Source organism: Arthrobacter sp. AOP29-A2-19 (assembly GCF_058138025.1).
On record NZ_CM176894.1, the window covers coordinates 2,096,888 to 2,114,397 of the forward strand.

7 protein-coding genes are annotated in these 17,510 nt (G+C 69.5%); 5 read left to right on the forward strand and 2 right to left on the reverse strand.

What is annotated here, in order from left to right; translation table 11 throughout:
• Positions 1 to 168: 168 nt before the first annotated feature.
• Complete coding sequence (locus AC3ZJJ_RS09715) at positions 169 to 2,802, reverse strand: helix-turn-helix transcriptional regulator (protein WP_489891621.1); 2,634 nt, start codon at positions 2,800 to 2,802, stop codon at positions 169 to 171.
• 185 nt (positions 2,803 to 2,987) lie between these two features.
• Between AC3ZJJ_RS09715 and AC3ZJJ_RS09720 the strand changes: the two genes are divergently transcribed.
• From AC3ZJJ_RS09720 to AC3ZJJ_RS09740, 5 genes are all read left to right on the forward strand, one after another.
• On the forward strand, positions 2,988 to 4,403 hold the full coding sequence (locus AC3ZJJ_RS09720) for a dicarboxylate/amino acid:cation symporter (RefSeq protein ID WP_489891622.1): 1,416 nt from the start codon (positions 2,988 to 2,990) through the stop codon (positions 4,401 to 4,403).
• A 197-nt stretch (positions 4,404 to 4,600) separates the two neighbouring features.
• Entirely contained in the window at positions 4,601 to 5,275 is a 675-nt protein-coding gene (locus AC3ZJJ_RS09725; RefSeq protein WP_489891623.1) for a TetR family transcriptional regulator, read from the forward strand.
• A 1,536-nt stretch (positions 5,276 to 6,811) separates the two neighbouring features.
• Complete coding sequence (locus AC3ZJJ_RS09730) at positions 6,812 to 8,755, forward strand: MMPL family transporter (RefSeq protein WP_489895777.1); 1,944 nt, start codon at positions 6,812 to 6,814, stop codon at positions 8,753 to 8,755.
• Entirely contained in the window at positions 8,752 to 9,462 is a 711-nt protein-coding gene (locus tag AC3ZJJ_RS09735) for a Maf family protein (RefSeq protein ID WP_489891624.1), read from the forward strand. The genes AC3ZJJ_RS09730 and AC3ZJJ_RS09735 overlap by 4 nt, the downstream gene beginning before the upstream one ends.
• 764 nt (positions 9,463 to 10,226) lie before the next feature.
• The gene (locus AC3ZJJ_RS09740) at positions 10,227 to 11,999 is read left to right on the forward strand and encodes an acetyl/propionyl/methylcrotonyl-CoA carboxylase subunit alpha (RefSeq protein ID WP_489891625.1); all 1,773 of its coding nucleotides are present in this window, start codon (positions 10,227 to 10,229) and stop codon (positions 11,997 to 11,999) included.
• Positions 12,000 to 12,112: 113 nt separating this feature from the next.
• Here the strand turns inward: AC3ZJJ_RS09740 and AC3ZJJ_RS09745 are convergent, their stop codons facing one another.
• Complete coding sequence (locus AC3ZJJ_RS09745) at positions 12,113 to 17,230, reverse strand: peroxidase family protein (RefSeq protein ID WP_489891626.1); 5,118 nt, start codon at positions 17,228 to 17,230, stop codon at positions 12,113 to 12,115.
• Between the last annotated feature and the right edge of the window lie 280 nt (positions 17,231 to 17,510).

Here is a 17,510-nt window from a genome sequence, read left to right on the forward strand (position 1 = left end):
TCGTTGGAGGGAGACCATAAATGAGTACGGTCAAGTGACCGGGGGCCGGCATGGGGCAGGCCTCCGGAGACGGCTCAGGCAGTCGACGCTTGGGGGGAAGATGGCCGCACACGTCCGTCGCGGACGCGTGCGGCCATCCTCACGATGGGCCAACGACCCTCCCGGGGCTCAGCTGTTGAGCAGACCATAGTGACGGGCGGCGCTCAGGGCCTCGTTGCGACTCGAGGCCCCGAGCTTCCGGTACAGGCTCCTGAGCTGGGACTTCACCGTGTTGACGGAAACAAACAGCACCGCCGCGATGGCGGCGGCGTTCCCGGTGGCCTCCAACTCGCGGAGCACCGCCGCTTCCCGTGCGGTCAGGTCGACGGCGGCAAGGTCGCCCTGGACGAGCGCCCGGAATCCGTCGGGAACGCCCAACGCCACACCGTGTGCGCCTGCCGCCGCCCGCACGCGCTCCAGATCGGGCGCCGGCAGCAATGCGACCGGCGACACGAGGTTGAAGACCGAGGACATCCCCGCAAGTTCGCGCAGGCGACGCTCGGTGTCCTCCGTGTCGCCGAGCCGGAGCCGGACGGCGAGCGCCAACACCCCGGCGTCGAACCGCTGGCGGGGCGAGTCTCCGTCCGTGACGCGCGCGGTCAGGTGGAGCACGGCTTCCGACTGGCCCCGCGCCAAATGGATCCGCGCCCTCATCAGCGCCTGCGCGCCGGACTTCTCCCGGTACCGGCCCACGGCGCGCAGCGCGGCGGCCCCATCGCCGAGCGCCAGGTGCAACCACCCGGCCGCGGCGTCCAGCGCCCACTGGCCTGCGGGGTTGGTGGGCGGAAGGTTGCGTTGCCTGGACAACACCGCCCGAAGTTTGCCCAGGGACAGCGCAGCGTCGCCCGCCAACAGGTCGAACATGGTCGCCATGGACACAATGTGCGGCCAAAACTCGCTGGTTTCCGCCTCGGAAAGAATGGGCGCCAAGGCTTCCCTCCCGGCCGCGAGATCGAGGCGCTCGAATTCGACCGCGGCCTGCGCAAGCCGCAGCGGCGTCGTCGCGTAGGCGCTGGGCTCCCGCTCGATCCAGCCCGTCCCAATAGAGCGCCGGACGAGCAACGCCGCCTGCCGGAAGTCGCCTTCGGCAACGTTCACGCAGGCGGCGACACCCAGCGCGTACCCCTCGCCCGCGGCCGACTCCCTGCGCGCGGATGCGGTCACGGCGCGCGACGCGACCGCGCCCGCCGACTCCGTATGGCCCGCCAGCACCAACGTCAGCGCGAAGTGGGCCAGCATGGTGCCCTCGAAGTCTCCGATCGCCTCGAGGTCGTCGTCGGATAGCGCTTCGTAGCGGGCCAAGGCCCTCCGCGCGACCGCCTCGGCCGTGGCGACGCGTCCGCCCACGCGCAGCGCCACGACCTCCAGCATGGACAGCAGCATGCGGTCCGGGGGCGGCAGGCCCTTGGCCAGATTGCGGACCCCGGCCATGGCCGCGGCCAGCATCTCCAGCCCCTTGGCACGGTGCACGCCGCTGGACATGTACGCCAGCGCCAGCACCATGGCCACGATGGGATAGCGGGCCAACTTCGCGGAGCCGATGCCCCGCAGCGTCTCGATGGTCGACTCGCGCTCCGACGCGTCCGCCATGTGCAGCGCATAACGGCGCAGGACGCCGGTGGCCGCATCCAGGTCCTGGGCGGCGAGTGCGTGCCTCAGCGCGGCACGCGGGTTCCCGTGCAGGGTCAGGTACCGGGCGCACTCGCGGTTGAGCGACGAGACGTCGCCGGCAGCGTTCCGCTCAAACTCCGCCAGCAAGGCCGTGCGGACCAGGGGGACGTAGGCGAAGGAGCCGCGCCCCGTCCAGTCTCCGTGGCCGTGCCGGGCGGCGGCATTCAGGTGGCTGGGCGCATCGGCGTCCGCGGCCAGGACCTCCGCCAGTCCCACCGGCACCTCCTCCGGCACGGACGTGCGCTCCATGAACCGCAGCATTCCGGGCGGCAGCGTCCCCGAAGCCAGTAGCGACCGCAGATCGTCGACCACCGCCGCCGCGGCCTCCTCCACCGTCCCGCGGGGAGCGGTGCCGCGGTCCGCGGCCCGGGCAAGGAGTGCCCGGGAAAACCGCGGCGAACCGGCCGAAAGGCGCCACACGGCCGCGGCCTCGCCCGCCAACGGGGAGCCGCCGAGCAACTCCTCGGTCTCGTCCACCGTGAGGCGAAGGGATTCGGGACCGATGACGGCCACGTCCAGGCCGTCCAAGGTTCCCCGGCGCTCCAGATGACCGGTGGTTTGGGTCGTGACCATCCACCTCAGACGGGGCACCGCGGCGGCGACGGCCATCACCTCGTCCGCCACGCCGGGCAGGACCGCACCCTCCCAGCCGTCCACCACAAGCAGGACGGGCACCACGTCCACTTGATTGCGGATCATGTCCACCAGCCGGCTGCCCGACGGCAGGGGGTCCGCCCCCGGGGGGCCTTCGGCACCATTGCCGGACAGGACCCGCAGTACGGCGGCCCAGAAGGCATCCCTGTCCAGGTGTCCGCCGGCGGGGAGGGCCGTCCCGTCCAGCCACCGGGTCCGCCTCTCCGACCCGCCCGCGGAACGGCTGATCCAATCTAGGAGCAGGGACGTCTTGCCGCTCCCGCCGGGCCCGCGAAGGATCGCCAGCGGAAACTCGGACGCCCGGTCCAGCTCGTCGAACAGGCGGGGCCGGGCGATGATGGACACGGGCGGGCGCGGCGGACCGTCTGCGCCGCGGACCACATCGGCCGCGTCCGGCATGCCGGAGTCCCCCGCGTCGTCGGGTGTCGCCGGTTCCAACATCGCCTCCTTGCGGACCCCAAGTTCCGCCGAGACGTTCGCCACCACTGGGCGAAACAGTCCCGGTTCTTCGGCGCGCCGTTCCGCGGATCCCCAATCCACTGGCCGGATGCGGCCACCACCGTGCGCGTAACATTACGCAACCGCCGGTTTCCTTGCTAGGCCGCACGCCCTAGCTTCTTGGGGTGACTACTCAATCCTCCGCGCCGCGCAGGCGCCTCCCACGCTGGGCAACGTCCTTCGGGCCACAGATCATCGCCGCCCTGATACTGGGCGTCGTGCTCGGGCTCGTCGCGAAGTCCACCGGACACAGCGACGAGACCCCGAACGGCTTGGGCGCGACCCTCGACGTCATCGGCTCGAGCTATGTGAGCCTCTTGCGCGCCGCCGTCGTGCCCTTGATCTTCTTCGCCGTCGTGGCATCCATCGCCAACCTGTCCCAGGTGGCGAACGCGGCACGGCTCGCGTGGCAGACCATCCTTTGGTTCGCCATCACGGCGTTCGTTTCGGTGCTCATCGGCATGGGCCTGGGCGCCCTGCTGCGGCCCGGCGCCAACACCGGCCAGGGCACCCCGGAGGAGTACACGGGGAAAACCGGCGACTGGTGGGCCTTCCTGACCGGCCTGGTCCCCGGCAACTTCCTGGGGCTTGAGGCCAGCTCCAAGGTCGCCGAGTCCGGGGCGGTGACCACCGCCGTCAGCTTCAACGTGCTGCAGATTCTGGTCATCGCGGTGGCCGTGGGCATCGCCGCCCTCAAGGTCGGCAAGCCGGCCGCACCCTTCCTGGCGTTCAGCTCCTCCGTCCTCGCCGTCATCCAGAAGGTTCTCTGGTGGATCATCCGCATTGCGCCCATCGGCACGGTTGGCCTGATCGGCAACGCCACGGCGACGTACGGCTGGGACACCATCGGCGCCCTCGGCAAGTTCACGGTGGCCGTCTACGTGGGGCTGGCCCTGGTGCTGTTCGCGCTGTATCCGGTCCTGGTCCGCGTCCACGGGCTCAGTGTCCGCCAGTACTTCTCCGGCGTCTGGCCGGCCGTTCAACTGGCCTTCGTCTCCCGCTCCTCCATCGGCACCCTGCCCCTGACCCAGCGGGTCACCGAGCGGAACCTCGGCGTTCCGTCCGGGTACGCGTCGTTCGCGGTGCCGCTGGGCGCCACCACGAAGATGGACGGATGCGCCGCAATCTACCCGGCGGTCTCCGCGATCTTCGTGGCCCAGTTCTTCGGCATCGAGCTGGACGCGGGCCACTACGTCCTGATCGCTCTGGTGTCCGTCCTCGGATCCGCGGCCACGGCCGGCACAACAGGCGCCGTCGTGATGCTGACGCTGACGCTGTCCACCCTTGGTCTCCCCCTCGCCGGAGTCGGCCTGTTGCTCGCCGTCGATCCGATCCTGGACATGGGCCGCACCGCGGTCAACGTCGCCGGGCAGGCCCTGGTGCCCGCGATCGTGGCCAAACGAGAGGGAATCCTCGACGAGGGCCTCTACAACGCGCCGCGCAACGGCAACCCGTTCGCCGACGAGTTCGCCCTGGCAACGGAGGATGCCCAGGCAGCCGGCGGCCGCGCGGAGGCGCGCACTGCGGCACCCCCCGCCTAGCCGATCCTCGGCAGGCGCCACCCAGCGCCAGCGGAAGGCGGTCCGGTTTCCGGGCCGCCCTTTGCGTTCCCGGACACCGCAACACGGCGTGCCGGCAACCCCACGGCGGGGGGCGGCCGAGGCGACGGCGGAGGCCAGGCCACCGACGGCCACGCGTCAATTTGCACACCGTGCAAACTTGCACGTAGTGTAATTGCATGCCCCCAGAGGATCCCACACCCACCGCACCCGAGGGCGCGCCCTCACGCCGCGAATTGAACAAGGCCGCCACACGGGCGGCCATTGCCGAGGCCGCGCTGCGGCTCCTGCGCACCGAAGGCGCCACCGCGGTAACGGCAGATCGGGTAGCCGACGCCGCAGGCGTCTCCCGCCGCACCTTCTTCAACTATTTCCCGTCGGTCGAGTCCGCGCTCAACGAGCCCACCGAGCTGTTCCTCGAGCAGGCCCTGCGGCAGCTCGACACGCTGCCTGAGGGCATGTCCATCGTCGCCGCGGCCGCCGACGCCGTCCGCAGCCTTGCCGATGCCCGCGCGTTGGCGTCCGTGGCCGAGCTCTTCACGCTCGCCGGAAACAACCCGCAACTCGCCAGGCTCCAACTCGAATCCTGGGACAGGTGCGCCGATCGGCTCATCGCCGCCTTCGCCGAGCGTTCGCCCGGCACGCCGCAACTGGACATCGCCGTGCTCGCGTACTCGATCGTGGGCGCCGGCAAAGCCGTGTTCGGCCACTGGGCCGCGGCCGGCGGCGGAGACCTCTCCGAAGCCTCCATCGCCGCCCTCCAGGACAACCTCACCGCCGCCCTGACCCAGCTCCGCGACGGATTCCCCACTCTTCACACCCAGGCCGCTCCGGCCACGACGCGAGAGGCCTGACGCATGGCCACCTTCCTCTACCGACTCGGCCGCCTCGCGTACCGTCGCCGCTGGCGCTTCGTCGCCGCGTGGGCGCTGGTCCTGGTCCTCGTCGGCGGCGCCGCGGGCGCCTTTATGGGCACGCTGGTCAATTCCTTTTCGATCCCCGGCACGGAAACGCAGCGGACGCTTGACCGCCTGAAGACCGAGCTCCCCGAGTTCGCCGGCGGAACCGGCTCGGTGGTCTACAGGACCGCCGACGGCAGCGCCTTCACGGACGCGCAGCGCACGGCTATCGCCACGGCGCTGGGCGACCTCCAGGACATGGAGGACGTCCGCGAGGTGCGGGATCCCTTCGCGCTCCAGTCCGACCTGGACGGGGCACGGACCGAGGTCGCCGACGCCAGGGAGCAGCTGGCCAACGGCCGCGCCGAGCTCGCGGACGGCCGGCAGCAGCTGGCCGACGGCAAGAAACAGCTGGCCGACGGCAAAGAGGAAGTCGCCGACGGCAAGAAACAGCTGGCTGCGGGCAAGGCGGAACTCGAGGACGGGCAAGGACAGCTGGCGGCGGCCGCCTCGGAGCTCTCGGCCGGCCAAAGCGAGCTGGACGCCGCCAAGGCGCAGCTCGCCAAGGGCCTCAGCCAGCTTGAGGCCGGACGCGCCAAGCTGGTCGACGGCCAGCGGGACTACGATTCCGGCGCCGGCAAGATCGCGGCGGGCGCCAAGCAGCTGGCCGCCGGCCAAGCTCAGCTGACCCAAAAGGACGCGGAGCTCGCGGAAGGCAACAAGAAGTACGCCGCCGGCGTCGCGCGGCTGCTCGCGCAGCTCGACGTCCGTTCCCTCGGCGCCGCCGACAAGAAGCTCGACACGGGCCAGGCCTCGATCGACGAGGGCACGGCCCAGCTGGACCAGGCCGCGGCCGCCCGGACCTCGCTGGAGGAGCAGCGCGCCGCCGTCGAGGCCGACGAGTCCTTGACCGACGAGGAACGCGAGGCACGGCTGGCGGAGATCGACGCCGGCATCGCCGATCTGCCGACTGAACAGGAGGTCGCAGACCAGCGCGACACGCTCGCGCAGCGGCAGGCGTCCATCACTCGGGCGCGGGGCGGACTCGACTCGCTCGCGGCATCCAGGGCCCAGCTCGACTCGGGATCCGCGCAAATCACCCAAGCACGCGAGACGTTGGTGGCCAAGGAGAAGGAGCTCGCCGCCGGGCGTGCCCAACTCGCCGCGGCCAAGCAGAAACTGACCACGGGGTGGGCGGAACTGACGGCCAACCAGTCCACGCTCGACGCCGCCGCGACCCAGGTCTCCTCCGGCGAGGCCAAGCTCGCAGAGGGTGCCGCCGCCATCGCGGCGAACCGGGACAAGATCGCCACGGGGCTCGAGAAGATCGCCGCGAACGAGGCCAAGCTGGCCGACGGCGAGACAACGCTGAAGGAGAAGGCCGCCGAGATCCCGACGGCCGAACGGAAGCTGGTCGACGGCGAGCGCGAGCTTGCCGACGGCGAGGACGAGCTCGCGCTCGGGGAACGCCAGGCGGCCTCCACCGAAGGCATGCGCTTCGTCTCCGCCGACGGCACCACCGCGGCCGTCAGCCTGACGTTCGTGGGCAGCACCGACTCCCTCACGTCGGAGACGCGTGCGGCGATCCAGGACATCGCTGCGGCCCCCGAGGGTGAGGGCGTCCAGGTCTACTACTCGAAGGAGATCGTCCAGGACCTCTCCTCGATCTTCGGTATCGCGGAGATCCTCGGGCTCGCCGTCGCCGCCGCCGTGCTGTTGGCCATGCTGGGAACACTCGTTGCCGCCGGCCTGCCGCTGGTGATGGCGGTGCTCGGCGTCGCGGTCGGCGTCGGCGGGACCCTGGCCCTCTCCAGCCTCATCGAGATGGCCTCGATTACCCCTGCCCTGGCGCTGATGCTGGGGCTGGCCGTGGGCATCGACTACTCGCTGTTCATCGTCCACCGCCACCGCCGCCAGCTCCTGGACGGCATGGACATGGAGGAGTCCATCGGCCGCGCCACCGGAACCAGCGGAAACGCCGTCGTCTTCGCCGGCCTGACGGTCGTCATCGCGCTCGCCGCGCTGGCCGTGCCCGGCCTTCCCTTCCTGTCCGTCCTCGGCCTTTCCGCCGCGTTCACCGTCGCCGTCGCCGTGCTCATCGCGCTCACCCTGACCCCGGCGCTCCTGGGGATCATCGGGAAGCGGCTGGTCAGCAAGCGCGCGTGGGCCAAGGCCTCGCAAGGCCGCGCCGCCCGCCACGGGAACGACGACGGCGCCCGGGGCTGGGGTGCGTTCGCCACCAAGCGGCCCTGGCTGACAACGGTCGTCTCGATCGTGGTGCTCGGCATCATCGCCGTGCCCGCGGCACAGATGCGCACCGCCCTTCCCGACGGCAGCGCCGAACCGGTCGAGTCCAGCGCCCACCAGGCCTACGACTACATCAGCGGCAGCTTCGGCGGCGGGTACAACGGACCCATCATCGTCGTGGCCGACCTGCCGCAGGGCCTCGACGACCGCGGCGCCACCGAGGCCAACCTCGACGTCGCCGACGCGGTCCGCGCGTTCGATGGAGTGGTCGCGGCAGTCCCCCTGGGAGTCAACGACACCAACACGGTGGGCGTCATCCAGGTGATCCCGCAGGACGGCCCCGCCAGCGAGGCCACCGAGGAACTCGTGCACACCCTGCGCGGGGCCGCGGACCGGATCCAGGCGGACACCGGCTCCTCGATCGCCCTGACCGGGCAGGTCACCGCGCAGGTGGACGTCTCCGAACGTCTGGCGGAAGTGCTGCCGACGTACCTCGGCATCGTCGTCGGACTGTCCTTGATCCTGTTGCTTCTGGTGTTTCGCTCCATAGTGGTTCCCGTGATCGCGACCATCGGCTTCCTGCTCTCGCTGGCCGCCGCATTCGGCGCGACCGTGGCCGTGTACCAGTGGGGATGGCTGGGCAACGTGTTCGGGGTGGAGAACCCGGGGCCGATCATGAGCTTCCTGCCGATCCTGCTCACGGGCATCCTCTTCGGGCTGGCGATGGACTATCAGGTGTTCCTCGTCTCGGGAATGCGGGAGGCGTTCGCGCACGGCCAGGACGCGCGCTCGGCCGTCCGCTCCGGCTTCGCACATTCGGCGCCCGTGGTTACCGCCGCCGCGCTCATCATGGGCAGCGTGTTCGCCGGCTTCGTGTTCTCGCACCTCACCATGATCCGGGCCATCGGGTTCGCGCTGGCGGTCGGCGTCCTGTTCGACGCGTTCATCGTCCGCATGACGCTGACGCCGGCCGTGATGCATCTGCTCGGCGAGAAGGCCTGGTACATCCCGCGCTGGTTGGACAGGATCCTCCCCGACGTCGACGTCGAGGGCGCCAAGCTCGACGCCGCGGGCGACGCCTCGCCCAAGGAGCGGCCGGCCACGGCCGACGACGGCGCATCGGACTGGTTCTTCGACGACCAGGATGGCGCCAACGGCGGGGGCCGTAAGGCTACGGTTGACGTATGAGTGAATCGAACAACGTGGACCGGGACTCGTCCGTGATCGTCGGAGACTTCTCCCAAGACCAGGAGGCATCCCTGCTGGTCCTCGCCTCGGCCTCACCGGGCCGCGCCAGGATACTTACGGCGGCCGGCGTCTCCTACGACGTCGTGGTGTCCGAGGTGGACGAGGACGCTGTCCTGCGCGACGCCGTCGAACGCCTCGGCGACCTGGACGCCCACGACACCGCCCTTCTGCTCGCCCGGGCCAAGGCCGAGTCGGTGGCCACCCTCGAGGCGGCCGACGGGGCCGTCGTCTTGGGCTGTGATTCGGTTTTCGAGTTCGACGGCGTGGCGTACGGCAAGCCGTACACGGCGGATGTCGCCGCCGAGCGCTGGCGGAGCATGCGCGGCAAGTCGGGCGTGCTCCACAGCGGCCACTGGCTGATCGACAACCGCAGCGAGGAACCGGGCGACGGCGGAACGGGGGCAACCGTCGGCGCCGTGGCCTCGGCCACCGTGGCGTTCGTCGACGCCACGGACGACGAGATCGACGCCTACGTGGCCACCGGCGAGCCGCTGCCTTGCGCCGGCGGCTTCACCATCGACGGCCGCGGAGCCGCTTTCGTGCGCGGCGTCGACGGGGATCCGAACGCGGTGGTGGGCCTGTCCGTCTCCACGCTCCGGCAGTTGCTGTCCGCGGCGGGGCTCTCCATCACGGACCTCTGGGAGTAGTCCCGATCCGCCCCCCGATGCCCCCGCGCCAGCGGAACGCCGGCACCAAGCAGTAGCCGCCGAAGCCGCCCCGGATCCCGGGCGAAGGCCCAATCCCACCTCGCGACATCGCGGCCGGTCCGGCGGATCCGGTTCTCGCGGTCCTTCTCGGCCATCACGATGTCCGCGACATCCCGGCCTGCTTCCGACGCGGCCCGTTGGCACTTCCCCCGGCCGTCGATCTCCCCCACCAAACGCATCCCCGGCCAGTGGCAGACGGTCCGCGCAAAAGCCCCCTCGGCATCCGCAACCGAATGCTGGACCTCCGGCGGCGCACAGGCCAGAAGATGGATCCGCCGGATTCGATCCCGCGCACCGGGCCGGGTAACAAGAGGGCCCGACGCCAAAACCGACTCCGGGAAATCCGGCGCCCAGGGTGCGCTTCGCCGACGGAAGGCGCGCTCGACCGGCGGATCGTACCCGGAACGTCCCCGGCGGTCCACGGCCACCGCCACATCCTTGGGTACGGCCACGAGCGGATAGCCCCAGAGAGTATCTCCGACCGAGCTGGGACGGCGCATGCCCCGCGTGAGTCGCATGGCCACGCGCCGGCCTGCCAATCACGCACGGTCATGCCCGGCCGTCTGGCAACGCGGCACCCGGCACCCTTGTAGGGTCCCTACAAAAAACTTCGCCGGACGCACGGAGGAACTTGCGTGCTGGCGTGGAAACCCCACAAGCGCAGGTAGGCTCCAGAGCAGCAACGTGAAGGAGAAACCCCTGCCATGACCCCCCTGACAAAGGTCCTCATCGCCAACCGCGGCGAAATCGCCGTGCGCGTCATCCGAGCGGCGCGTGACGAGGGCATCGCCTCCGTTGCCGTCTACGCGGAGCCCGACGTCGATTCCCTGCACGCGCGCCTCGCCGACGAGTCCTACGCGCTCGGCGGATCGACGGCGGCGGACTCCTACCTGGTCATGGACAAGATCCTCGACGCCGCGGCCCGTTCCGGCGCCGACGCCATCCATCCCGGCTACGGCTTCCTGTCCGAGAACGCCGAGTTCGCCCAGAAGGTGGTCGACGCCGGGCTGGTGTGGGTTGGCCCGCCCCCGTCCGCCATCGCGCAACTGGGCGACAAGGTCCAGGCACGCCACATCGCGGAGAAGGTCGGCGCTCCCCTGGTGCCCGGCACGAAGAATCCGGTGTCCAGCACGCAGGAGGTTCTCGAGTTCGCCGACCACCACGGTCTTCCGCTGGCCATTAAGGCCGCATATGGCGGAGGCGGGCGCGGAATCAAGGTCGTCCGATCGCGCGACGAGATCCCGGAGATGTACGAGTCGGCGGTCCGCGAAGCCACTGCGGCGTTCGGCCGCGGCGAGTGCTTCATCGAACGTTTCCTCGACGCCCCGCGGCACGTCGAGACGCAGTGCCTGGCGGACGTCCACGGCAACGTCGTGGTCGTCTCGACCCGCGACTGCTCGCTGCAGCGCCGCAACCAGAAGCTCGTGGAGGAGGCACCCGCGCCGTTCCTCACCGACGAGCAGAACACCCGGCTCTACCAGGCCTCCAAGGCGATCCTCCGCGAGGCCGGCTACGTGGGCGCCGGAACCTGCGAGTTCCTCGTGGGCCAGGACGGCGTCATCTCGTTCCTGGAGGTCAACACGCGCCTCCAGGTCGAGCACCCGGTCAGCGAAGAGGTCACCGGAATCGACCTGGTCCGCGAACAGTTCCGCCTGGCGCGCGGCGAGGAGCTCGGATACACCGACCCCGAGATCCGCGGACACTCGTTCGAGTTCCGCATCAACGGCGAGGACGCCGGCCGCAACTTCATGCCCGCTCCCGGCACCATCTCCACGCTCGTGTTCCCCACGGGCCCCGGCGTCCGCATCGATTCCGGCGTCGAGCAGGGCGAGAGCGTCTCCGGCAACTTCGACTCGATGATCGCCAAGGTCATCGTCACCGGCGCGACCCGCGCGCAGGCCGCCCAGCGCGCCCGCCGCGCACTCGACGAGCTGGTGATCGAGGGAATGCCCACGGTCGTCCCCTTCCACAGGGCCGTGATGACCGACGCCGCGTTTGTGCCCGCCGAGGGTCCGTTCACGGTCCACACGCGTTGGATCGAGACGGAGTTCAACAACCGCATCGAGTCCTGGTCCCCGGCCGGCGCCGCGGAGGAGTCCGACGCCGGAGAGCGCCAGCGCGTCACGGTCGAGGTCGGCGGCAAGCGCCTGGAGGTCGTTCTGCCGGCCGGCCTCGGCGGAGCCAACGGCTCGACGGGCCGGGCAGTCGGCAAAACGAAGAAAAAGCGGGCGCAGCGCGGGAGCGCGGTGGCCGCGTCTTCCGGGGACAGCCTGTCCTCGCCCATGCAGGGCACGATCGTGAAGGTCGCCGTGAGCGACGGCGATTCGGTCGCCGAGGGAGACCTTGTGGTCGTGTTGGAGGCCATGAAGATGGAGCAGCCCCTCACGGCGCACAAGGCAGGGACCATCACTGGCCTGTCCGCCGTCGCCGGAGACACCGTGTCCGCCGGCGCCGTGCTGGCGACCATCGCCGACTGACCGGCCGGACCAACGCCGGCCACCCGGCAGGACCACCACGTCGAACAAGCGGAAGGGCCAGCCAACCGAAGTTGACTGGCCCTTCCTGTTCTTATGGCTTCAGCGGATCGCCCCTAGAGGCGCGCGGTCCACTTCTGCGTACCTGCCAACTTGTAGGAGGCCGAGGACGCCTTCGTGGTCACCGTGACGTTACCCGTGTAGCGGTGGGTACCGGCCGACTTCTTCACCCCGTTGACGTAGTAGACGACGCCCGCCTTCGACGGGATCCGCACCGTGTTGCCGGAGGCGCTGAACACCGGCTTGGACGGCGTCACCGAGTTCCGGTTGTCGAACTTCCAGGACGTGGTTCCGGCCAGCTTGTATGAGCCGCTGGACGCCTTGGTGGTGACGGTGCCCGTGCCGGAGTACTTGTGGGTACCCGCGGACTTCTTCACCCCGTTGACGTAGTACACGACGCCCGCCTTCGACGGGATCCTCACCGTGTTTCCGGAGGCGCTGAACACCGGCTTCGTCGGCGTCACCGAGTTCCGGTTGTCGAACTTCCACGATGTCGTCCCGGTGAGCTTGTCCGCCCCGCTCGCGACCTTGGCCGTCACGGTGCCGGTGCCGGCGTAAGTGTAGGTTCCGGCCTTCTTCGACGAACCGTCGATGAGGTAGGCCACGCCCGCCTTCGACGGGATCGTCACCTTGTTTTTCGACGCGTCGAACTTTGGTGCCGTTGCGGTCACCGTGTTCCAGTTGTCGAACGTCCAGGACGCGTCGCCGGCCAGCTTGTAGGAGTCGCCGGCCGCCTTCGCGGTCACGGTGCCCTTGCCGGAGTAGGTGTGCGATCCGGCCTTCTTGGCTGCGCCGTTGATGGAGTAGGCGACGCCGTCCTTCGCCGGGATAGTCACCGTGTTCTTTGCGGCATCGAACGAAGGCTTGGCCGTCGAGACTTCGGTACGGTGGTCGAAGTCCCACGTGCGGGCTTCTGCGATGAAGTCCTCCGAGGAGGCCTTTGCGGTCACGCTTCCCTTCATGGCCGGGTAGGTGCCGGGATCCTTGCGTTCCCCATCGATGAAGTAGGCAACACCCCGGACGTCCGGGATCGTTACGGTGCGCGCCGCCCCGTCGAACGTGGGATCGGTGGCGGCGACGGATTCCTTGAGAACAGTCAGTTCGCCGGCCGTGCGGTCGGAGACGACCTGGGAGGGTGCGCCGTTAACCGGGGTCACCGTGGCGATCACCTGGACCGGGAATCCGGCCTCGGTCTCCGTGATGGTGAACTTGCCGGTGGTGTTCGTCTGGGTCGTGGTGGCGAACTCCGTTCCTTCCGGGGTGAGCCGGAAGACCTGCAGTTCGAAGGACACCTCGCTGCCGGCTGTGGCACCTGCGACGGTGGCGTCGAGCGCCGCCCCCAGCACCGGGACCCCTGGGTTGGACAGACCCACGGTCAACGGCAGGTTCGGCTCGGGATCGGGATCGCCGAGTCCTTCGCTGATGTCGACGAAGCCGTCGTTGAACTGGAGCTGCTCCACGTTGCGCAGCACGTCCACGGCGGCGTCGCGTCCGGTGGTCTCAACCTGAACCAGGCCGTCGGGCAGCGCGGTCAGGGTGGCGTCGGCACTGTCCACCGAGTACACGACGGTGTCGTCTCCGCCGGTGGCCGTCTGGATCCGGCGTTCGATCTTCAGGTCCGTCGGGCTGATGGTCCGGTCGAAGATGCGCTCGATGAACGGCTCGAGCTTGTCCGAGCGTTCCTCGCCGTAGACGATGTTCGTGTCGAGCCAGGCGTCGCCGTCGATGAAGTTCTCGCCCGCGCGGGGCTCGATCAGGTCGCTGCCGCCGCCGCCGAGGATCAGGTTGTTGTTCATGTCTTCGGCGTCGAAGGGCTGTCCCTCGAGGAACGGCAGGGCGTAGGTTGGCTCCTCGCCGCCGCCGAGCAGGTCGCGGAGACCCTCGACGCGGTCCAGGTTTGCCTGGGTCAGCCGGTGGCCGTAGCCGATCTTGTCCCTCTCGGGGTCGGCGAAGGCGTCGCGGTTGCGGACGCCGCGAACGACGTCGTCGCCGTCGAATCCGGAGAACGCCTCGACCTCGTCGTACCGGTCCACGATGGCGCTTTCGACGCCGGGAACGATCTGGACGGGGTCCATGTCGGCCCGGACCGGGTGGGTCGTCTTGTCGTAGGTGACCCAGTCGAACCCGAGCATGCCCGCGAAGCGGTCGGTGCCGGGCCCGCCGACCATGATGTCGTCGCCGCCCTCGGCGTCGTGGTCGTTGTTGCCGGTGCGGCCCACCAGCACGTCGTGTCCCCCGTGGTAGAGACCCGGGTCGTTTTGCGCGGTCTGGCTCAGGTCGCCGACGAGGAGGTCGGCGTTGGTGCTGCCGTCGATCCAGTCGTCGCCCTCGTCGCCGCGGGCGTTGTCGCGCCCGGTGCCGCCGAGGATGAAGTCGTTGCCGAGGCCTCCGAAGGTGGTGGAGGCGTCGTGGCCGCCGACGATGAAGTCCTGGCCGGAGCCGCCGAAGAGCAGGTCGCCGAGGCCCGGTCCGCCGTTGAGGGCGTCGTTGCCTCCCTCGCCCTGGAGGCGGTCGTCGCCGAAGATGTCGGTGATGACGTCGTCGCCGTCGCCGCCCATCAGGGCGTCGGCGCCGTCGTCGCCCTCGATGGTGTCGTTGCCGCCCTTGCCCCAGACGGAGTCGTCGCCGATGCCCGTGCGGATGCTGCTGGCCTGGTCGGTGTCCTGGACGACGATGTGCTCGTCGCCGCTGAACCGCCAGCCGGTGGCCTGCGTGCCGGTGAGGCCCGCGGTGTTGAGCTCGGCCTGGCGCGTGACGCTGTCGTCGAGGTTGAAGGTGAGCTGCGGTGCCGCGAACACGTCGTGCGGGACGCGGTCCGCGCTGGTGTTGCGCTGCACGATCTGGGACAGCGAGTTCGCCTCCAGTGCGTGGAAGAGCGAGTTGCCGAGGTTCCGGGTCAGGTAGTAGAAGCGGTCGCCGTTCTGCAGGTCTTCGAGCTGCTTCTCGAACACGTGGTTGAACGTCGCCCCCAGCATGCCGCCGAAGACGAACGGCTTCTCGGCCAGTCCTCCCATCCACAGGTCGATGTCGTCGAGGCCGGTCTCCGCGGCGGGTGCGTTCATGAAGGCCGTGTCGCCCGCGAGTGCGGTGCCGGCGGCGCGCTTGGCCGCCAGCGTGTCGGCCCCGGTGACGGTCGGGTGGTTGCCATAGGCGGCGATGAAGTTCGCGATGGATTCCGGGTTCTTCATCGAGAGCCGGAAGTCCTCCCAGCTGGAGTAGGGCTGCAGCGCGGGGTCGCGGGTCTCGGCGAAGAACGCCTTGCGCGCCGCCTGGAGGCCGGGGGTGCCGGTCTCCCGCGCACGCGCCATGTTGATGGTCGCGAGGTCCAGCGGCAGGCCCAGCAGCTGGTTGCGGAGCGTATCCGTGACGAACTCGTCCACACCGTTGGCGGTCTGGTTGGCGAGGCCCTTGAGAATGTTGCCGGCGGAATCGTCGGCGTCCGTACCGGACTCCGCGAACATGGTCGGGTTCAGGAACGCATCCAGCAACTTGACCTCGGCCATGGTCCCGTCGGCCTGCTCGACGGGGACGGTCTCCCGCAGCATGGAGTGCCCGAACCGGTACACGGAGTGCGCGAACTCGGCGCGGATCGAGGAGTTCACGTCCGGCTGGTAGGAGTTCTCGTTCACCACCACGGTGTCGATCTCCGGCTGGATCCGGCGGGCGAACTCCTCGAAGACCAGGTGCTGGTACTGCATCTCTGTCATGAAGCGCGCGGCCTGGAACAGGCGCTCGCCCTCGTCCCAGAAGCCGTCCGCGGCGAAGCGGTCCCGCAGCGCGGCAGGCATCCCGGCCAGTTCGGCCTGGATCTGCGCCTGGAGGCGGTTGTGCTCGGCGTGGAACACGTGGTGCACGGCGGTCAGTCCGATGTTTTCGTTGCCGCGGCCGTCGCCGGTGATGTAGTGCGCGTCCAGCGAGTCGTTGTCGTAGCCGGGAATGACCACGCCGTCGGCACCGGTGGTGCCCTCCTTCGGCGTGGCGCCGTGCGCGATGTCGTCCAGGAACGACGCGTTGGCCGTGAGCCCGTCCGTGGCGATCGGAGTGGTCCGGTTGCCCGCGACCAGCCCGTCCTCGGTGGCGAGCTGCGCGTTGCCGTCAGCGCTGAGGATCAGGTGGCCGTACGGGTCGGTGGCCAGCAACGGCACGTCCAAGACGTCGAAGTCGTCCAGTTCGATGCCCAGGACCGTTCGAGCCTGGTCCTTGACTTCCTTCCAGGTGGGAAGCCCGCCGTCGGCCCCGTTGAGGATCCGTCCCGTCGGCTTCGGCTTGCCGTCGACGATCGCGTACTCGCGCATAAACGCCTGGTGGGACGCGTGCGAGCCGTAGGTTTGGTTCTGGTCCACGAACGGGGTGGTGCGGTTGACGTGCTCGCGGGCCGTGCCGTCCGCGCCCTTATCGATCGTGGCGCGGGTCAGGGTCAGGAAGTTGGTGCGTCCACCCGCGACATACAGCGGATCGTCCTCCTTCAACGGGACGACGACGGTGCCGTTGCCGCCCTTGGACACGAGGTCCAGGCCGTGGTCGAAGAACTGCCCGAAGATGGTGAACAGGCTCGTGGCCGAGGCCGAGAGGCCCTCGTCGGTCGCGATGTCCGGGATGAACGTGTTCGTGGTGCCCTCCAGGCCACCGCCCTCGACGCGCGTGGCGACCTCCTCGGCCGCCGGGTTGGCGGTCGTCTGGTCGACGATCAGGTTACTGATCGTGCGCGGCTTCGAATCGTAGACGAACCCGTCCGTCTGCTTGTAGCTCGTCGCGGCGCCGGGCGTCGGGGCGTTGTTCCCCGGCGCGAACGGGGGGGTGACCTCGGCGTCCGCGTACTCCGCGGCAACGAGACGCGGGAACGTCTCCTGCGCCGTGCCGAAGCCGTCTTGGCCGGGCATCAGGTTGTTCCACCGCCCGTCGACCGTGCGCAGCCCGTGCGGCAGCAACGGATTGCCCACGCAAGGCTTGTTGTTGGCGTCGAGGAATGTCTGCGACGCGACGTCGAACCGCTTCCCGTTGCCGCACAGCGGCGACGCGTCAGGATTGGTCAGCGTCCTTTCGGCGTGCGCCTCGGCGATCTCGACCTGCTTGATGATGTATTCCAGGTCGCCCTGCGTGACGTTGAAGTCCTGGCCTGGCGGTGGAGCGGCGAATGCCGCCGGTATCGGCGCAAGTGCACCCGTGGCAACCAAGGCGGCCCCGACCGCAAATGCCCCCAACTTTTTGCCCGGTTGCCCGGACTTGTCCCCAATTTTCTTCAATTTTTTCACTCCCAAGGTGATGACGGCGCGGCAAATAAAGCCGCTGGCCGTGTTTGACCAGGGATCGGACGCTCCCCCAAAGAGCGACGCGAGTGACCGAGCCCCCAAGTGGCACCAACTATTAGCGGGCTGTAATCATTTGTAAAGGCATGATCTGTAATTCTTTTTTCGAGGGCCGGATCACGGCGCCGTGCAGGCCAGCCGGCTGGGC

Excerpts from the sequence above, each read along its gene's own strand:
- AC3ZJJ_RS09725 (WP_489891623.1), top strand. The coding sequence starts at position 4,601 with ATGCCCCCAGAGGATCCCACACCCACCGCACCCGAGGGCGCGCCCTCA.
- AC3ZJJ_RS09730 (WP_489895777.1), top strand. The coding sequence starts at position 6,812 with ATGCGCTTCGTCTCCGCCGACGGCACCACCGCGGCCGTCAGCCTGACG.
- AC3ZJJ_RS09740 (WP_489891625.1), top strand. The coding sequence starts at position 10,227 with ATGACCCCCCTGACAAAGGTCCTCATCGCCAACCGCGGCGAAATCGCC.
- AC3ZJJ_RS09735 (WP_489891624.1), top strand. The coding sequence starts at position 8,752 with ATGAGTGAATCGAACAACGTGGACCGGGACTCGTCCGTGATCGTCGGA.